The organism is Agarivorans sp. OAG1 (assembly GCF_037076485.1).
GTDB lineage: Bacteria > Pseudomonadota > Gammaproteobacteria > Enterobacterales > Celerinatantimonadaceae > Agarivorans > Agarivorans albus.
Genome location: NZ_AP028990.1, coordinates 519663 through 534956 on the forward strand (window position 1 = coordinate 519663; position 15294 = coordinate 534956).

14 protein-coding genes are annotated in these 15294 nt (G+C 44.3%); 7 read left to right on the forward strand and 7 right to left on the reverse strand.

Annotated elements, in window-relative coordinates:
* Nucleotides 1-202: 202 nt before the first annotated feature.
* The gene (locus OAG1_RS02505; RefSeq protein ID WP_338623664.1) at nucleotides 203-688 is read left to right on the forward strand and encodes an ABZJ_00895 family protein; all 486 of its coding nucleotides are present in this window, start codon (nucleotides 203-205) and stop codon (nucleotides 686-688) included.
* 29 nt (nucleotides 689-717) lie between these two features.
* Here the strand turns inward: OAG1_RS02505 and OAG1_RS02510 are convergent, their stop codons facing one another.
* On the reverse strand, nucleotides 718-1095 hold the full coding sequence (locus OAG1_RS02510; RefSeq protein WP_246612309.1) for a cysteine-rich CWC family protein: 378 nt from the start codon (nucleotides 1093-1095) through the stop codon (nucleotides 718-720).
* Nucleotides 1096-1169: 74 nt separating this feature from the next.
* Nucleotides 1170-2102, reverse strand: a complete 933-nt coding sequence (locus OAG1_RS02515; protein ID WP_338623668.1) for an alpha/beta hydrolase — start codon at nucleotides 2100-2102, stop codon at nucleotides 1170-1172.
* Between the two features lie 97 nt (nucleotides 2103-2199).
* Between OAG1_RS02515 and OAG1_RS02520 the strand changes: the two genes are divergently transcribed.
* On the forward strand, nucleotides 2200-3222 hold the full coding sequence (locus OAG1_RS02520; RefSeq protein ID WP_221075830.1) for a helix-turn-helix domain-containing protein: 1023 nt from the start codon (nucleotides 2200-2202) through the stop codon (nucleotides 3220-3222).
* 48 nt (nucleotides 3223-3270) lie between these two features.
* Here the strand turns inward: OAG1_RS02520 and OAG1_RS02525 are convergent, their stop codons facing one another.
* A complete protein-coding gene (locus OAG1_RS02525; RefSeq protein ID WP_016402042.1) occupies nucleotides 3271-4167 on the reverse strand; it encodes a LysR family transcriptional regulator in 897 nt (298 codons plus the stop codon).
* A gap of 317 nt (nucleotides 4168-4484) precedes the next feature.
* Here OAG1_RS02525 and OAG1_RS02530 point away from each other — a divergent pair, with 317 nt between their 5' ends.
* Nucleotides 4485-6503, forward strand: a complete 2019-nt coding sequence (locus OAG1_RS02530; RefSeq protein WP_338623674.1) for a methyl-accepting chemotaxis protein — start codon at nucleotides 4485-4487, stop codon at nucleotides 6501-6503.
* A 56-nt stretch (nucleotides 6504-6559) separates the two neighbouring features.
* Here OAG1_RS02530 and OAG1_RS02535 read toward each other — a convergent pair whose 3' ends face one another.
* Nucleotides 6560-8356: a protein-disulfide reductase DsbD gene (locus tag OAG1_RS02535; RefSeq protein ID WP_338623676.1), complete on the reverse strand. Its 1797-nt coding sequence runs from the start codon at nucleotides 8354-8356 to the stop codon at nucleotides 6560-6562.
* Entirely contained in the window at nucleotides 8332-8652 is a 321-nt protein-coding gene (cutA, locus tag OAG1_RS02540) for a divalent-cation tolerance protein CutA (protein ID WP_220719151.1), read from the reverse strand. The genes OAG1_RS02535 and cutA overlap by 25 nt, the downstream gene beginning before the upstream one ends.
* Nucleotides 8653-8845: 193 nt before the next feature.
* On the opposite strand from cutA, the gene OAG1_RS02545 reads away from it, so the two are divergent.
* Complete coding sequence (locus tag OAG1_RS02545) at nucleotides 8846-9328, forward strand: FxsA family protein (RefSeq protein ID WP_016402037.1); 483 nt, start codon at nucleotides 8846-8848, stop codon at nucleotides 9326-9328.
* 72 nt (nucleotides 9329-9400) lie between these two features.
* Here OAG1_RS02545 and OAG1_RS02550 read toward each other — a convergent pair whose 3' ends face one another.
* Nucleotides 9401-9583, reverse strand: coding sequence for a hypothetical protein (locus tag OAG1_RS02550; protein ID WP_016402036.1), 183 nt, complete (start codon nucleotides 9581-9583; stop codon nucleotides 9401-9403).
* Between the two features lie 331 nt (nucleotides 9584-9914).
* On the opposite strand from OAG1_RS02550, the gene OAG1_RS02555 reads away from it, so the two are divergent.
* On the forward strand, nucleotides 9915-10205 hold the full coding sequence (locus OAG1_RS02555; protein ID WP_016402035.1) for a co-chaperone GroES: 291 nt from the start codon (nucleotides 9915-9917) through the stop codon (nucleotides 10203-10205).
* 52 nt (nucleotides 10206-10257) lie between these two features.
* Nucleotides 10258-11916 (forward strand): chaperonin GroEL, encoded by a 1659-nt coding sequence (groL, locus tag OAG1_RS02560; protein ID WP_016402034.1) that lies wholly within the window; start codon nucleotides 10258-10260, stop codon nucleotides 11914-11916.
* Between the two features lie 338 nt (nucleotides 11917-12254).
* On the opposite strand, the gene OAG1_RS02565 is transcribed toward groL, so the two are convergent.
* Nucleotides 12255-14246, reverse strand: coding sequence for a hypothetical protein (locus tag OAG1_RS02565; RefSeq protein WP_338623683.1), 1992 nt, complete (start codon nucleotides 14244-14246; stop codon nucleotides 12255-12257).
* A gap of 552 nt (nucleotides 14247-14798) precedes the next feature.
* Between OAG1_RS02565 and OAG1_RS02570 the strand changes: the two genes are divergently transcribed.
* Nucleotides 14799-15290, forward strand: a complete 492-nt coding sequence (locus OAG1_RS02570; RefSeq protein ID WP_152785556.1) for a molybdopterin-binding oxidoreductase — start codon at nucleotides 14799-14801, stop codon at nucleotides 15288-15290.
* Nucleotides 15291-15294: the final 4 nt, after the last annotated feature.

Genomic DNA, 15294 nt, shown 5'->3' on the forward strand with positions numbered 1-15294 from the left:
TTATAAAAATGGAATTATAGATATTTCTAGTATTCCAATTTGGAATTATGTGTGAGTAAACAATTTAAAACTGTGAGCTGGAATTTTTCAGCGCAGATTAAATTGATATTGCGTAAGTAGAAGTGTTTGGGCTAATGCTAAATTTTGTCGTCTTAGTGTTAATATGCGCGGGTAGTTTAGGCAGTAAGGTTAAAGGAAGAGCATGCAAACGGCTGAAGTATCACTTAACAAGTACCTAATGTGGTTCGCACTGGTTTATTTAGCCAGTTCGTTAGTTTTTGGCACCGTAGTGTCGTGGTTGGATTTAGAGTCGAATAGTTTTTTGGGCATTATTGTCCTTATGCTGTCGGCCTCCATTGCGGTGCAGTTGTTCGTGAAAGACCATCAACGGGCACTTATGCGTGCAGAGCTACGCTACTTGAGCTTTTGGTCGTGGCTTGCGTCGGTGTTTATCTCTGTAGCAGAGCTATTAGCGGTATTTGCCTATTCGTTTTACGAGATTTATGGCGTTATCGCATGGCTAGATGTGCAACCCGAGCTAGCTGCTTTATTGTTTGAACTGTCGATTGACCTGCACGCACTTTATGCAATTATTGCCGTTGTATTGCTCATCTTCTGGGGGCTAACTCGTTTAGCCTATGGCTTTGCTAATAAAGCTTTCACTAAGCAAGTAAACACTTTGGCTTAACTGTTGTTTGCTGCTGGGTTTGTTTGAGTTTATTTAGGATAAGGGCAATGTCGACAGCCATTACCGCAGCAGGTGCCTCGTTTTAAGTGATACCAAGCGCTAAAAACCATTAAGCCATCTTCCATGCTGAAGTCTAGATGTTCTTGCAAGGCAGCTTGTTGGTTAGCTGGTGTTCGGTAGCGTGCCGCTAATTCGAGTAATTCATGATGAGGCGTATTGGCTATCAACAGCGTTAATTTCTCGGCCAACTTTTTGGACAAGCATGTTTGACAAAGACATGCCCGCTCATTGAGATCTGCACTTACTGGCAAAATAGCTGGCATATTCATACACCAGCATTGTTCATTAGCTGTGCAGCCGACTGAGGCTCCGCAGCCTGGGCAATCTGAAGGGACTTGTTGTGCCACGAGCATGTTTCTTGGTTAATGTCTTTTATTTGAGCATAAAGTATTTAGCCTTTGCTTCCTATGTGAGTTTGCATTTAGTGGCTTTGATTTCCAACAAAACTGACAGTCTCAGCAATAACCTGAGGGTCTTTTAGCAGGCGAAAGTGGCCTAGTCCTTCTGTTTGCTGGTGTTTTGCGTTTGGCCAGCACTGTTGAATTTGCTTAAATTGTTGTTGGCTAACTTCTTGGTCTTGGCTATCACTAATTAACAAACCTGGCGTAGCTTGCGGGGTTAAGCGCTCTACACTAAACAATTGCCAAGGATCGTCTCCCGCCAACAACTTCTGCATTTTTTGTCCCACTTGTTCTTTAAAGGTAGCTTTAAGCTTCTGACGTAAGTTTAGTAGATTGGCATAGGTGGAGAACATCTCTTCTACATCTAAATGAGGAGCCAACATAACTAGCTTGGTTGGAGCAAAACCACGTAACTGGGCTGTGGTAGTGGCCATAGCACCAAAGGAATGAGCAAGTACACAGTACACCTTGGCAACTTGCTGTTGAATGGCCATTAAGCTGTCACTAAATTCGAGTAAGTGGCTATGCGAATCTTGATGACTGCCGTGTCCGGGGGCATCAAATGTCGCAACTTGGTAGCCAGCATCAACCAAAGGTTGAACAAAATGGCGAAACTGCACGCCGCTGCCACTCCAGCCATGCAAGCAAACCACTAAAGGTCCTTTCCCCCATAAGTGCAAGGGTAGCTTATGTTGATTTACCTTGAGTGTGATGGTTTGCTCGGCACTTTGCCAAAAGGCTTGAGTATTAGGGCTAACCTTCCGCTTAAAAACACGAAACCATAACTTAGCCAATGTGTTTGCCGCCCAAGCTTGATTGACTAAGCCGGCCAGGTTAAATGCTAACCCTGCTGCTTGAAAACGTAAGGGCACCACTCGTTGGTGTCGTTTTTGTTTGTTACTTGGCTGCGGGGTATCACAGTTTAGTGAGTTGGCTTGATTTGGCTGAGTCATATAGTCTCTCCCTGAGATTTAGTCACTAGTATCCTATTTGCTGATAGGCTTAAAAAGTGTCATATTTGCCATTGTGATGGTGAAAATGGACAAGGCTATGAAAGCTGCAATTTTGTTAATGGATAACTGCTTTGGCACGGGTATTAATGGCATATTAGATGCGCTTATTGCGGCTAATTACAGCTTGATTAAATCTGGTGCCATGCCGTTGTTTGAGTGGGAGCTAGTGTCGCTAGATGGTAATCGGGTCACTCCCACCAATGGATTGCGCATTGAGGCCGATTGCGATTTAGCTAGTTTTATAGCGCGTTCTGAACAACCCGATATATGGATCATTCCTGGCATTTATCAATCGGCTAGCAACTTTGAAAAAGTGCAAACGGCGATGCGCCAAAGCGAAGTAATGATACCTGTGCTTCAGCAGCATGTAGCAGATAACAAAATGATTGTGTGTATGTGCACTGGCGCTTTTTTGCTAGCGCAAGCCGATTTGCTGGGCAAGAATCCGGCATTAATGCATTGGCGTAATGAGCATCATTTCCGCCGTGCCTTTCCGCACTTAAGCATTGATAGCCAGAATACCATTGCTGAATATGGCAATTTACTGTGTTCGATTGGTGGCAGTATGGCTTATGAGTATTTAGTACTGCGTCTAGTAGAGCGCTTTGCCGGGCATCAAACAGCCATTAACACCGCTAAATTGTTGATGATGGATCTTAATGCCCCGCCAGCTGCGCCTTATCGTGCTCACCAGTACCAACCAGAACATCAAGATGCCTTAGTGCAACAGGCTCAGCTTTACTTGCAGCGAAATAGCAGCCAAGACATTAGCATGGTGGAAGTGGCCCAAGAATTAAACATTAGTGATCGCCAACTAAAGCGCCGCTTTGCTGCGGCCTTAGATTGTTCCCCCTTGCAGTACCTTCAGCGGCTTAGAGTAAATCAAGCGTGCAGCCTACTCGAGGCGACCCAATTACCCAGCAATAAAATTGTGTTGGAAGTTGGCTATCAAGACGAAAGCAGTTTTCGTCGTTTATTTAAAAAACAAATGGCAATGACTATGGAAAGCTACCGGCAGCAATTTGGTATTCAACATCAGCAACATATGGCTGTTGGTTAGCAAAGCCATTTAATTTATGAGTAAGAGGGTAAGTAAGTGCTTACATGGCTAAGTCATTGCTTGATGGATTTGCTGTCTAAACCAAGTGTGAGCGGGATCGTGATGGTTGCGATGATGCCAAATCAACGAGTAGTCAAAAGGGCTAACCTCAAAGGGCAAAGCAACCATTGCTAAAGGGCGCTGTTTTAGCAGTTGTTTGGCGATTTTGGCGGGCAAGGTAAGAATGAATCTTGTCTCACTGAGAATTTGTACTGTGGCTGGATAGGAAGAGGCACGAAATTGAATTTGGCGCTGTAAACCTTGCTGGCTAAGGTGGCGGTCAATATGGCTGTTTTTGTCTGCACCAGTAGTAATGATGGCGTGTGGGTAGCGGCAGTAGTCGCTCATGCTGGGTTGCGCTATCGATAAATAGGGGTGTTGTTGGTGCATTAAACACACTAAGTGATCGGTGCCTAAGGTGGTAGCGTGTAACTCAGTGCTATCCCGGGGAGGCAGTGTCATGCCTAGGTCTACTTCGCCACTGTGTAATAGCCGATTGGTGGTATGGTCCCAGTTACATAGCTCAATGTTTAGCTGAGGTGCTTGCTGGTAGATGCCACCGAGAACTTTTGGCAGTAAGTGTTCACTTACATAGTCTGAGGTAGCAATGGTGAAAGTACGCTGGCATAAGCTAGGCTCAAAGGCTTGTTGGTGTAGCAAGTTTTCCACAGAGTCTAATAACGGTGCTACTTGGGCTTTTAGCTCAATGCCTTTGGGCGTTGCCTGTAGTTGTCCTTGCACTCGCACCAGTAAAGGATCACCAAATACTTCGCGTAATTTAGCTAAGTGTTTACTCATGGCGGACTGGCTTAGGTGCATTTTTTCTGCAGCGCGAGTAACACTTTGTTCTTGCAGTAAATAATACAATGCACTGAGTAAATTTAAGTTAATTTTTCCAAGTTGCATATTGAGCTCATCGTTAGTCTACGTGCCTAGCTTACTCGGCTATAGCGATTCTGTATAGCAAGCCAAAACTAATTTTATTTCATAACTAGAATGTGCTTTGTGCCACGGCTTAAGCCTTGCCTATTCTGGTTTTATGAGCCAAATCACCCTTTTAATCAGTAACATATTATTAACCTCAGCATAAAGATCGAGCAGCTCTCGAAAACGTGTTTTCATAAATTTATATTATGAAAACATAATCTTTAGCAGCTGGTCGCACGGTTATTATGTAAGCGCTTACATACGGAAGTGAACTAATTAAAGAAGTGAGATTAAAGATGCTAGTACATAAAAAATTGTCCATTACCCAGTTGATTCTGGCGACATTTTCAATGCTATGTATCGTATTGCTGGTGCTCGGTTTAGTTGCATGGAAACAAATGCAACAGGCAGAAAACACAATGGGTGAAGTGATCACTCAAGCTTTCCCTTTAATGGGACATACGAACCAGCTTGATCGTAGTTTAACCGCGGTTGAACGTGTGCTGAATAACACTATTCAAGAACGCGATGAGCAAAAAGTTAACCAGCTTATTGAGCAATACCATCAACGCGTGGCCGATTACCAAGCGGCAGAGCAAGTATTGGTAAATTGGTTATCGGAAAATGGCGTAGAAAGTGAAAACTTTAGCCTTGTTCAACAGCAAAATGAATTGTTATTCGAAGATGCAGAATACCTTATTGAGTTGCATCAAGATGTAATTTCTAGCGGCACTTCCTTAACTGAGCGTACTGCTAGCTTCCAAGGTATATCACTACGTATTAATTTATTGCTAGGTCAGCTGTTTGATGAAGAAGACCCTAGTATGCTTAAGATTTTGCTTGATGCAGTTAGTTCCGATCTCTCGGCTATGCAGTTGGCTACTATTAATGTACTTAACTCTACCGATCCTCGCGAAGTCTCAAAGGTGATTACCAGTAATCGTGAAACCAAAACTTTTGTGGAAGAAGATTTTGGTGATTTGATTATTGAGAAAGAACTAAAAGATGCACAAGGTGAGCATGAGCTAGTAACACAAATTCCTTGGTTACTTAACGAAGTGACCGAGTTTGGTGGCCTGTTAGGTCAGTACCAACAATACCTAATTAAGCAGAACAAACTGATGAAGCTTAAAGCCTCAATTACTGATCAGCTACAAGACGTGAATAGTAATTTAAGTGCACTTACTGCAGAGAGCCAAAGCGCCACCGAGCAGCAAATCGAAGAAGCTTCTGGCAGTATTTCTACCTTGATAAACAGTGGTGCGGTGGTTATTCCTCTTACTATTTTGTTCTGTATCGCCATGGGTTTAATTATTCAGCAGTTGATTAGAACTCCGCTGAAGCAATTGATTAATACCCTTAAGCACTTAGCGGATGGTGATTTAAGCCAGCGCTGTCAGTATCAAAGTGGCAACGAGTTTGGCATGTTGAGCAATCAGCTAAACCAAGTTATTGAACAGCAGCGAGACACTGTAACGGGCTTGCGTGAAAAGAGTGAAGCGCTAGGGCAAGCCTCTACCGTAAACCGTCAGCACGGTAGCGACATAATGAAGCAGCTGGATGAGCAGCGTAGCCAATGTATTACTGTGTCGGCCGCCATGACCGAAATGGAACAGGCGATTCAAGATGTCGCGCGCCGAGCAGACTCTGCTGCACAAGGTATGCGGGAGATCAGCGATAGCACGCAAGATGGCGTTCGTCTAACCGAAGAAGCCTTAGAAAACAACCAAGCTTTGGCCTCAAACATTGCTAGCTCAACCGACAGAGTGAAACATGTGAGCGAAAGCAGTAACGCTATCTTTGGCATACTAGAAGTGATTGAAGGCATAACCCAGCAAACTAACTTGTTAGCGCTTAACGCCGCCATTGAGGCAGCACGTGCGGGTGAGCAAGGCCGAGGGTTTGCGGTAGTAGCCGACGAAGTTCGCCAGTTAGCCCAGCGCACAGCTTCCTCTACCACCGAAATTCAAACCATGATTGGTGGTTTGCAGCAAGATACTGAGCTAGCGGTGAAGGAAATTGAGCAGTGTAATAAGAGCATGGAGCTAAATGCGAGTAACGTGAATGCGATTAACCAAAAAATTGGTGATATTGCTAGCCACATTGAGCATTTATCGCTGCTTAACGAAGAGATTAGTGTGGCAACTAACCAACAGCAAACCACCAGTGTGGATGTGTCTTGCAGTATGGAAACCATCTCTAGCGCTGCTCAGCAAAACCTTACAGTAGTAACTGAGCTAAACCGCTTGAGCGATGATTTGGAATCTGTAGCTAAAGAGCAGGTAGACTTAGTACAAGGTTTTAAATTTGCTTAAGCTTGACTCGCAATAATGAATAGTAAAAAGCCACCCTAGGGTGGCTTTTTTATGGCTTATAAACCGTTAAGGATTAAATGTGCGGTAAAGGCTTCGGCGTTCATAAAGCCGGTGACTCTTGCTTGTTTTAACTCTTCACCGCTTTGGTCAAACAGCAATATGGTGGGCAAACCTAGCACTTCATAATGATTGAGCAGCTTAATGGCTGTGGCATTAGTTTGAGTAACATCAGCTTGGATTAGCACCATCTTATCCAGCTTGGCAGCAACTTGCGGAGCGTGAAAAGTCTTATTCTCAAAATCTTTACAGGCGGTGCACCAGTCTGCATAAAAATCCACTAAAGCAGGTTTTCCTTGCTGTGCCGCTAGTTGCAGCTGTTGCTGCATTTCTTCTAGGTTGGCCACTTGAATAAACTCTCCCTGCTGCTGGGCTGGCGCAGGTGCAAACCATGGTTGAGCGGCCCACAACAAGCTGATTGCCATTATTGCTAGCAGCAATAGTTGCCTAAAGGTTTGCCAGCCACTTAATAGGGCTAAGCGGTTTTGATGATAGTAATAACCACTGGCGCCAATGACTAATGCTGCCCACAGGATGCGAATCGCTTCGGCAGATAAAAAACGCTCTAGCATTAAAATGGCAACCGCAAGCAGCATTACCCCAAAGAAGGTTTTTACGTGGTTCATCCACGCCCCTGCTTTTGGCAGTAAACGACCGCTGCTAGCGCCTAACAGTAACAAGGGTAAGCCCATACCTAAACTCAAGCTGTATAGGGTAATCGCGCCTAAGGCGAGATCGCCACTTTGCGCTACGTAAATCAGTACCCCAGAGAGTGGGGCGGCGGTGCAAGGAGAAGCAACTAGGCCAGATATCATGCCCATTATGGCAGCACCTGATAACGAACCTGCCTGCTGCTGGTTACTTAAGCTATTTAGCTTTTGCTGCAGGCTGCTGGGCAGTTGTAGGTTAAACAAGCCAAACATAGACAGCGCTAGCACCACAAAGAGCACGGCTAAGCCGCCTAATATGATTGGGTGTTGCAGCGCCGCTTGAAACTGTAAACCCGCGCTGGCCACCACTAAGCCTAAGGCGGTAAAGGTGGCCGCCATACCTTGCACGTAGGCCATCGATAAACTAAAAGCGCGCTTAGTGCTTAGCTGTTTACCTGCACCGGCAATAATGCCGGTAAGAATGGGATACATGGGAAATACACAAGGCGTAAAAGCGAGTCCAATGCCTAATACAAAAAACAGCAATACATTTAGCCAAATATTGTTGTTGGTGAGGCGATCGGCCAGCACCCATTGTTGGCTAATCGGTACCGAGCCTTCGTTGTTTGCAATTGGTGCTGCTGTTGTTGTTGTGCTGGGCGCTTGTGTTCCAGCATTAACAGCGGAAGATTGTGAAAGAAAAGCTTGCTTGGTTTCTGGTGGATAGCATAAACCGGCTTCGGCACAGCCTTGATAAGTGACCTGAATATTGTTGGCTTGATTTAACTCACTAAGCGGCACAGAGAAAGAGACATCTTGCGGGTAAATAAACACTTCACCAAAGTAAGCATCGTTATATAGCTTACCTTGTGGCAGAAGTTTGCTTAAATCAATCGACTGGCCGTCTGCCACAACTTTAAACTGAGCTTGGTAAAGATAGTATTGCTCGGCAACTTGCCAACTAAGGTGCAGGGCACCGTCTTGTTCAATAAAGTTGAAGGCAAAAGCGCTATCTACAGGTAAGAATTCATTTGCATTAGAACTAGGAGAGGCCTTTAGGCCGGGCAGTTGGTCGAGTAAGTTGTCGGCAATACTCGGTAAGCTCAAGCAGAGCAAAAATACTATTGTAAAGAATCGTTTAGCCATTTCAGGTAGTCACTCGCTCCTTGTTCAATGGGTAGCGCAATAAATTCTGGGCAATCATAGGGATGATGCTGTTTAAAATAACACTGTAAGGAATGTAAGCAGCGCAAATTGGTTTTAATTTGCAGCTGTACCTCACTACTGGATTCAATATTGTCTTGCCAGCGATAAATAGACCTGACTTGCGGCAAAATATTAACACAAGCCGCCAATTTTTTTTCTACAAGCTGCTGCGCAAAGTGCTGAGCAGCATCTACATTATCAAAAGTGGTGAGAACTAAATAGCAAGCGGTTTCCATATTGAGCCTCTGGTAAGCAGATGTCACTTTGAGTGTAGAAAGTAGCTATTGAAGCGCCATTAAATAAGCGAAATGTCCTGTTGTTTGCTGGTTTATTGAGCATAAGCCTTTAAATTTGCTCCAACTGCCCTCATATTTTACCCTTAAGGTGAAGCAGATTTTCAGCTTCTCCATGACTTTGAGGAACTACGCCTTGTTTTTATATGTATTTTTATTGTTTGCTGGCCTGTCTTACGCAGAGATTTATGTGTTAATTCAGGTGGGCAGCCAAATGGGCGCGTTAAGCGCTATTGCCTTAACCATTCTTACTGCATTGGTTGGTGCATCTCTAGTTCGTAGCCAAGGATTACAAACCGCTTTTCAGGCGCGTTCGGCAATGGAGCGAGGAGAAACCCCTGCTCAACAAATGATTGAAGGCCTAATGCTAATCATTGCAGGTGCAATGTTAGTGATGCCAGGCTTTATTACCGATTTCTTCGGTTTGCTTATTTTGCTACCGCCACTACGAGCCCTATTAGCTGCTCGAGTGTTAAAGTCTCAGGCCTTAAAAATGCAGTCTATGCGTTTTCAAACACCTGGAGAGGGCAATGTGAAAGACGCCAATCCACCTAGCGGCAAGGTTGATAACAAGCCAGGCAGCACCATTGAGGGTGAGTTTGAAAGAAAAGACGATTAATAACAAAATTTGGATATAAAAAAAGAAGGGCAATAGCCCTTCTTTTTTTATCGATAATTGTTGCTCAGGCAATTAGTGCCTTTGTGTTACCACACGAGGATTCAAGCCTTTGCTGGTAGACAAAAACGAATCAAACTCGTCGGAACGTAGATGCTCTTCGGCTTCTTTAACGCTACCTTGAAAAGGTAAGTAAACAGTTTTCTCTTTGCTTAGAAAACCACTTAAACGCTCAAATGCAATATAGATTTGCTGCATAATCAAGTGCTCCCGCTGTTACGCCAAATAAAACCAACATTTGTTATTAGTTTGTTATCTAATTGTTGGTATAACTGTCTAGTACGACCAGTCGCTGTGATCCTGCTCAAATTTTTGTCTGGGTTCAAGTGTTTTTTGTAAAATTTGTAACTGAAAATGTTTTCATTTTGATATTGGCCAAGTTTTTAAGACAAAAAACCAAAAAAAAATTGCTAGCAACCCTTGTATGCAGCGTTTACGCCCCCATCTTAAATTCAACATTAAAGCTTTGTGGCCCTTGGCTGCATTTTCATAGACAAAACACGATTGTTTTATTTAAGGAGAGATAGCAATGAACATCCGTCCGTTGCATGACCGCGTTATCATCAAACGTAAAGACCAAGAGAGTAAATCAGCTGGTGGCATCGTGCTTACTGGCTCTGCGGCTGAAAAGTCGACTCGTGGTGAAGTACTTGCTGTAGGCAAAGGTCGTATGCTTGACAATGGTGAAATCCAAGCCTTAGACGTAAAAGTTGGTGACACTGTTGTATTCAACGAAGGCTACGGCGTTAAAACTGAAAAAGTTGACGGCGAAGAAGTGCTGATCATGTCTGAGTCAGACATTCTAGCAATTGTAGAATAATCTCCCTTTTTTCTGGTTAAGAAAAAGCTGAACGAATATTAGGAAAGGTATCATGGCAGCTAAAGACGTAATTTTTGGAAATGATTCTCGCAGCAAAATGCTAGCGGGTGTAAACGTACTAGCAGACGCAGTTAAAGTTACACTAGGTCCTAAAGGCCGTAACGTAGTGCTAGACAAATCTTTTGGCGCACCAACCATCACTAAAGATGGTGTTTCGGTAGCTAAAGAGATCGAACTAGAAGACAAGTTCGAAAACATGGGCGCACAAATGGTGAAAGAAGTTGCTTCTCAAGCCAACGATGCTGCCGGTGACGGTACTACTACTGCTACAGTATTGGCTCAAGCCATTGTAAACGAAGGCCTAAAAGCCGTTGCTGCTGGCATGAACCCAATGGATCTTAAGCGCGGCATCGACAAAGCAGTTGTAGCAGCAGTTGAAGAACTTAAAGGTCTATCTGCTCCTTGTGCAGATACTAAAGCGATTGCCCAAGTAGGTACTATCTCTGCTAACTCTGATACTACTGTTGGTAACATCATTGCTGAAGCAATGGAAAAAGTAGGTAAAGAAGGCGTAATTACTGTTGAAGAAGGCCAAGCGCTAACTGATGAGTTAGACGTAGTTGAAGGTATGCAGTTTGACCGCGGTTACCTATCTCCTTACTTCATCACCAACCAAGAAAACGGCACTGTTGAACTAGACAACCCGTTCATTCTATTGGCTGACAAAAAAATCTCTAACATTCGCGAGTTGCTTCCTTTATTAGAAGCTCTAGCTAAAGCGGGTAAGCCATTGCTTATCATTGCTGAAGATCTAGAAGGCGAAGCGCTAGCTACTCTAGTAGTTAACAACATGCGCGGTATTGTTAAAGTATCTGCTGTTAAAGCACCAGGCTTTGGCGACCGTCGTAAAGCTATGTTACAAGACATCGCTATTTTAACTAACGGTACTGTTATCTCTGAAGAAGTTGGCCTAGAGTTAGAAAAAGCTACTTTAGAAGATTTAGGTAGCGCGAAGCGTGTAGTTATCTCTAAAGACAACACAACTATCATTGATGGTGTTGGTGAAGAAGCTGCTATTCAAGGCCGTGTTTCTCAAATTCGTCAGCAAATCGAAGATACTTCTTCAGACTACGACAAAGAAAAACTTCAAGAGCGTGTAGCTAAACTAGCTGGCGGTGTAGCTGTAATTAAAGTGGGTGCTGCCACTGAAGTTGAAATGAAAGAGAAGAAAGACCGCGTAGAAGATGCTCTTCACGCTACTCGCGCAGCAGTAGAAGAAGGTGTTGTAGCGGGCGGTGGTGTTGCACTAGTTCGCGCCGCAGCTAAAGTTGCTGGCCTAGAAGGTGACAACGAAGACCAAAACGTAGGTATTCGCTTAGCACTTCGCGCGATGGAAGCTCCACTTCGCCAAATCGTAACCAACGCAGGTGACGAAGCGTCTGTAGTCGCTAACAAAGTGAAAGAAGGCGAAGCTAGCTTCGGTTACAACGCTGGAACTAGCGTATACGGTGACATGCTAGAGATGGGTATTCTTGACCCAACTAAAGTAACCCGTTCTGCACTGCAGTTTGCTGGCTCTGTTGCTGGTTTGATGATCACTACCGAATGTATGATCACCGACAAGCCAGAAGACAAAGCTGCTGGTGGCGCTCCAGATATGGGCGGGATGGGCGGAATGGGTGGTATGGGTGGCATGGGCGGCATGATGTAATCATCGCTCCAGCTATTCATAGAAACTCATAAAGTTTCTTAAAGCCCGTAAGGCATTGCTTTACGGGTTTTTTTTATGCTTAAACCTTGGGTTTTTAGTATTGCGTGGGCTAGCTGTGAATGAGGTTGTTTCCACAAGACTAGGTGTTAGAGGGCCTGTGATAAAGAAATTGAGGTAACAAGTCGCTTAGCTACGAAAGAACTATCACCAATTTATTCAAGCCTTTTAAAGCTGCGTTAAACATTATTTAAACCAAGGGGCTTTTTTCTAGATGTGGTACTTGGCGAAAGGTAACAAAACGCTCGATAGACAAGCGTTTTGTTGTTACTCCATGAGGCTTAAGTCTTCGAGCACATGATGGGATATTCGTTCCACCAGTTGGTGAGATTTAGGCCGCTCCAGCCGTCACCTGTGTAAACACGCTCAACGTGCAATTGCATGATGTGGCAATTACCTTCAGGGTCTTGCATCGCTGCGTGGAAGACAGTTTTTTGCAACTGTGGTAAGCCGGTTAGAGGGTGGTTCTCTTGCGTCCAATTGCTGTTGGTACGTATGGGAGTCGATATTAGCTTGCCATAGCTTTCGGTGCGCCCAATCACCTTGGCTAGCTGTTCTTCAACTTGCTGTTGATGGGTCTTATCTTGGCTGCTGGCAGCTTTTGGCATACGTGCGTCTTTTAGCTCACTCTCTAGGCGCTGGCGCATGGTAGCCTCTCCAGCTGAGATTTTTTGTTCAAGTGCGGCTGATAGCTCTTGGTGGTTAGCGATGATGTCCTTGAGAACCTCTGAGTGACCATGTACGTTTTGCAAGCGTGGTAAAAGGGCTTTCAGTTGGGCATCGGCATCACGCATCTTATCGGCTTGCGCGCTACTGAAGTAGCGTTGCGCGGAGTTATCTTGGTACTCGGCCATTGCTGTCAGCATTGGTAGCAGATCTTTCTGGTAGTGTTTATCTGCATTCTCTTCTAGGGCTGCAAAGTATTTTTCGATAAAGCCTAAGGAGAATTGAATACTTTCATCATCGGCGTATAGCTCGCGGAACTCTGCGATGCCTTCAGTGTATTCGCTAGAGGGGCCAATCGCTTCCCATTGCTCGATGTAGCTGTCTGAGATGTAGAACTGGCTTGATAAGGTCATTAGTTGTCTATCTAGCTGTTGGAGCATCAGGCGTTGCTGGCGAACTTCTTGTGCTTCGGCATCGGCAGCATTGGCTTGTGCGTCCAAGCGGGCTGCTAGCTCAGTGTATAAGCTGAAATCATAGTCTGGATAATCAGTCTGAAGTTTTTGAAGTGTACGTTCATAGCGAGTGACCGTGTTGGACAAGGAGGCGAGTGGTGCTCCTTTAAAAATATCACGATGGATTTGCTGTAAGGCATTCTGTAAGTTCTTTACTTGGGTGTTAGCTTTACGGTCAATCGGCTCAAGTGGGTAGAATACTAGCGGTGGTAATAGCTCTATCTTTAGCTCGTTAGTGCCACGTTTATGATAGTTGTCCAATTGAGCAATATAGTGCTCTGCGTTGTCGGTATCTTGGGCGTTAATTGCTTTTTGCAGATCGCGTTGGCAGCGGGTGAACTGACGACTAAAGCCATCGTTACGAGAAGATTGAAGCTCGCTATCCAACTGGCTAAAACATTTGTTTAGAGCGTCGTTGGTTTTGTTACCAGTACTGCGCGCAGTTTTCTTCTTTTGCTTAGAGCTTTGCTCGGAGCTGTTAACAACTTGTTGGTCTACTTCAGCTTGCTTTGTGGTAGTTGAAGATGCAGTTACTGAAGCTGCGGTTGCACTTGCACTTGGCTCAGCCTGTGCAGTTTTTGCAACAAGCTGGTCGCGTAGGGCATAGCTGCTGCTTAAGTCATAATCGGGATCGGCTTTTTTAACGCGCTTAGCGTAGCCTTCAAAGCGCTCATTGTGCCGATTAACCGTCTTGTCGCTGCTTCCCTTTTGAATAGCTCGCTGCAACTGTCGCAGCTCATTTTGCATCTGCTCCAAGACTTTATGGTACTTAGTGTCTAGTGGTGCAACTTCAGTAATTAGCAAGAATTTGCCTAGTGCATCACCGCCTGCTTGCTCAAAATCTTGTTGGATTTCGTTTAGCTGACTGCTATACGCTTCAATATCAATATTGTTTTGCTGGTTGATGCTGGACTGTAACGTTCGCCAGCAGCGAGGGATGGCTGATTTAGCTCCTGCGAGTTTGTTTCCGCTAACCGCTTGTTCAGCTCGGTCGATACATTTGTTCATGTCGGCGTCGGTTGCCTGAGCAATAGGGGCCACTAAAGCGATACTCAATCCCAGAAGAGTGAATTGAGTAATATTTCTGCATTTCATCTAATGTAAAACTCCATTTTAGCATTGGCTGTTTTTTGTTCGGTGATTACATGATTAATTGGCTTACTAACAACAACTTACACCAAATATCAGTAAATACTGCGTAATATTGCATCAACTAGAGCCAAAAACAAACAGCTAAGTTCGAGTTATTGATGAAAGTGTTGGTGATTAGTGATGAGGGGAGTTATCTAAGCCAGAAATAGTGTTCTCGTTATCGTTCAAAACTTAGCTAGTTTGGCTTGATAGAGAGCTAAAAAGTGCTCTGAATAAACAAAAGAGCGCCAGCGAGTTAAGCCGCTTATCACTTTTCTGACTAACTTTCTTATGTTGGGGTCATCCACAGCCAATCAAAAATTAGTTTGTTGGTTTATTATTGATGGTTTGCTTTAATTGGCTTTCTTAACCGCTAAAAAGCTAAGGCTTTTTAGCTTGCCCTTTTTTATTGGCTAAAACTCCCGCATACTCAGGATACAACTGCAGCAAATGCGCTATGGTTTATGATGAAGTAACTAGATATAGCGCAGCTAACCACGTTAAGGAGAACGAGTTATGCGATTTTTGTTAGCATTAAGTTTATTGGTATGTTCCTCTTTCAGCTCTGCTGAATTACCCAGCCCACAAGACGAACCTATATTAACTATTGCCGGGCTTATTCTGCATGGAAATAATCAAGGCGCAGCTGACTTTGATCTAAAGATGCTACAGGCCTTGCCGCAGCACACCATTGTTACGCGCCATCCTTGGGTTGAAACCCGCCATCACTACAAAGGCCCAAAAGTAGCCGAAGTACTCGAGTTAGCGGGAGCTCAATCAAGCAAGCTTACCTTAGTGGCCTTAAATAACTATGAAGTTGAAATCGACTTTTCCGACATAGAGAAGTTTGAGCCTATTTTGGCTTGGTCTGATAACGATCGCCCAATGCGGGTGCGTGATAAAGGCCCGTTATGGTTAATGCTGCCGATAGACGACCACCCAGAACTACTGCAAATGCCCTATAACGATTTTATGATTTGGCAGTTGCGCAGCATTATTGTTAAGTGAGCCT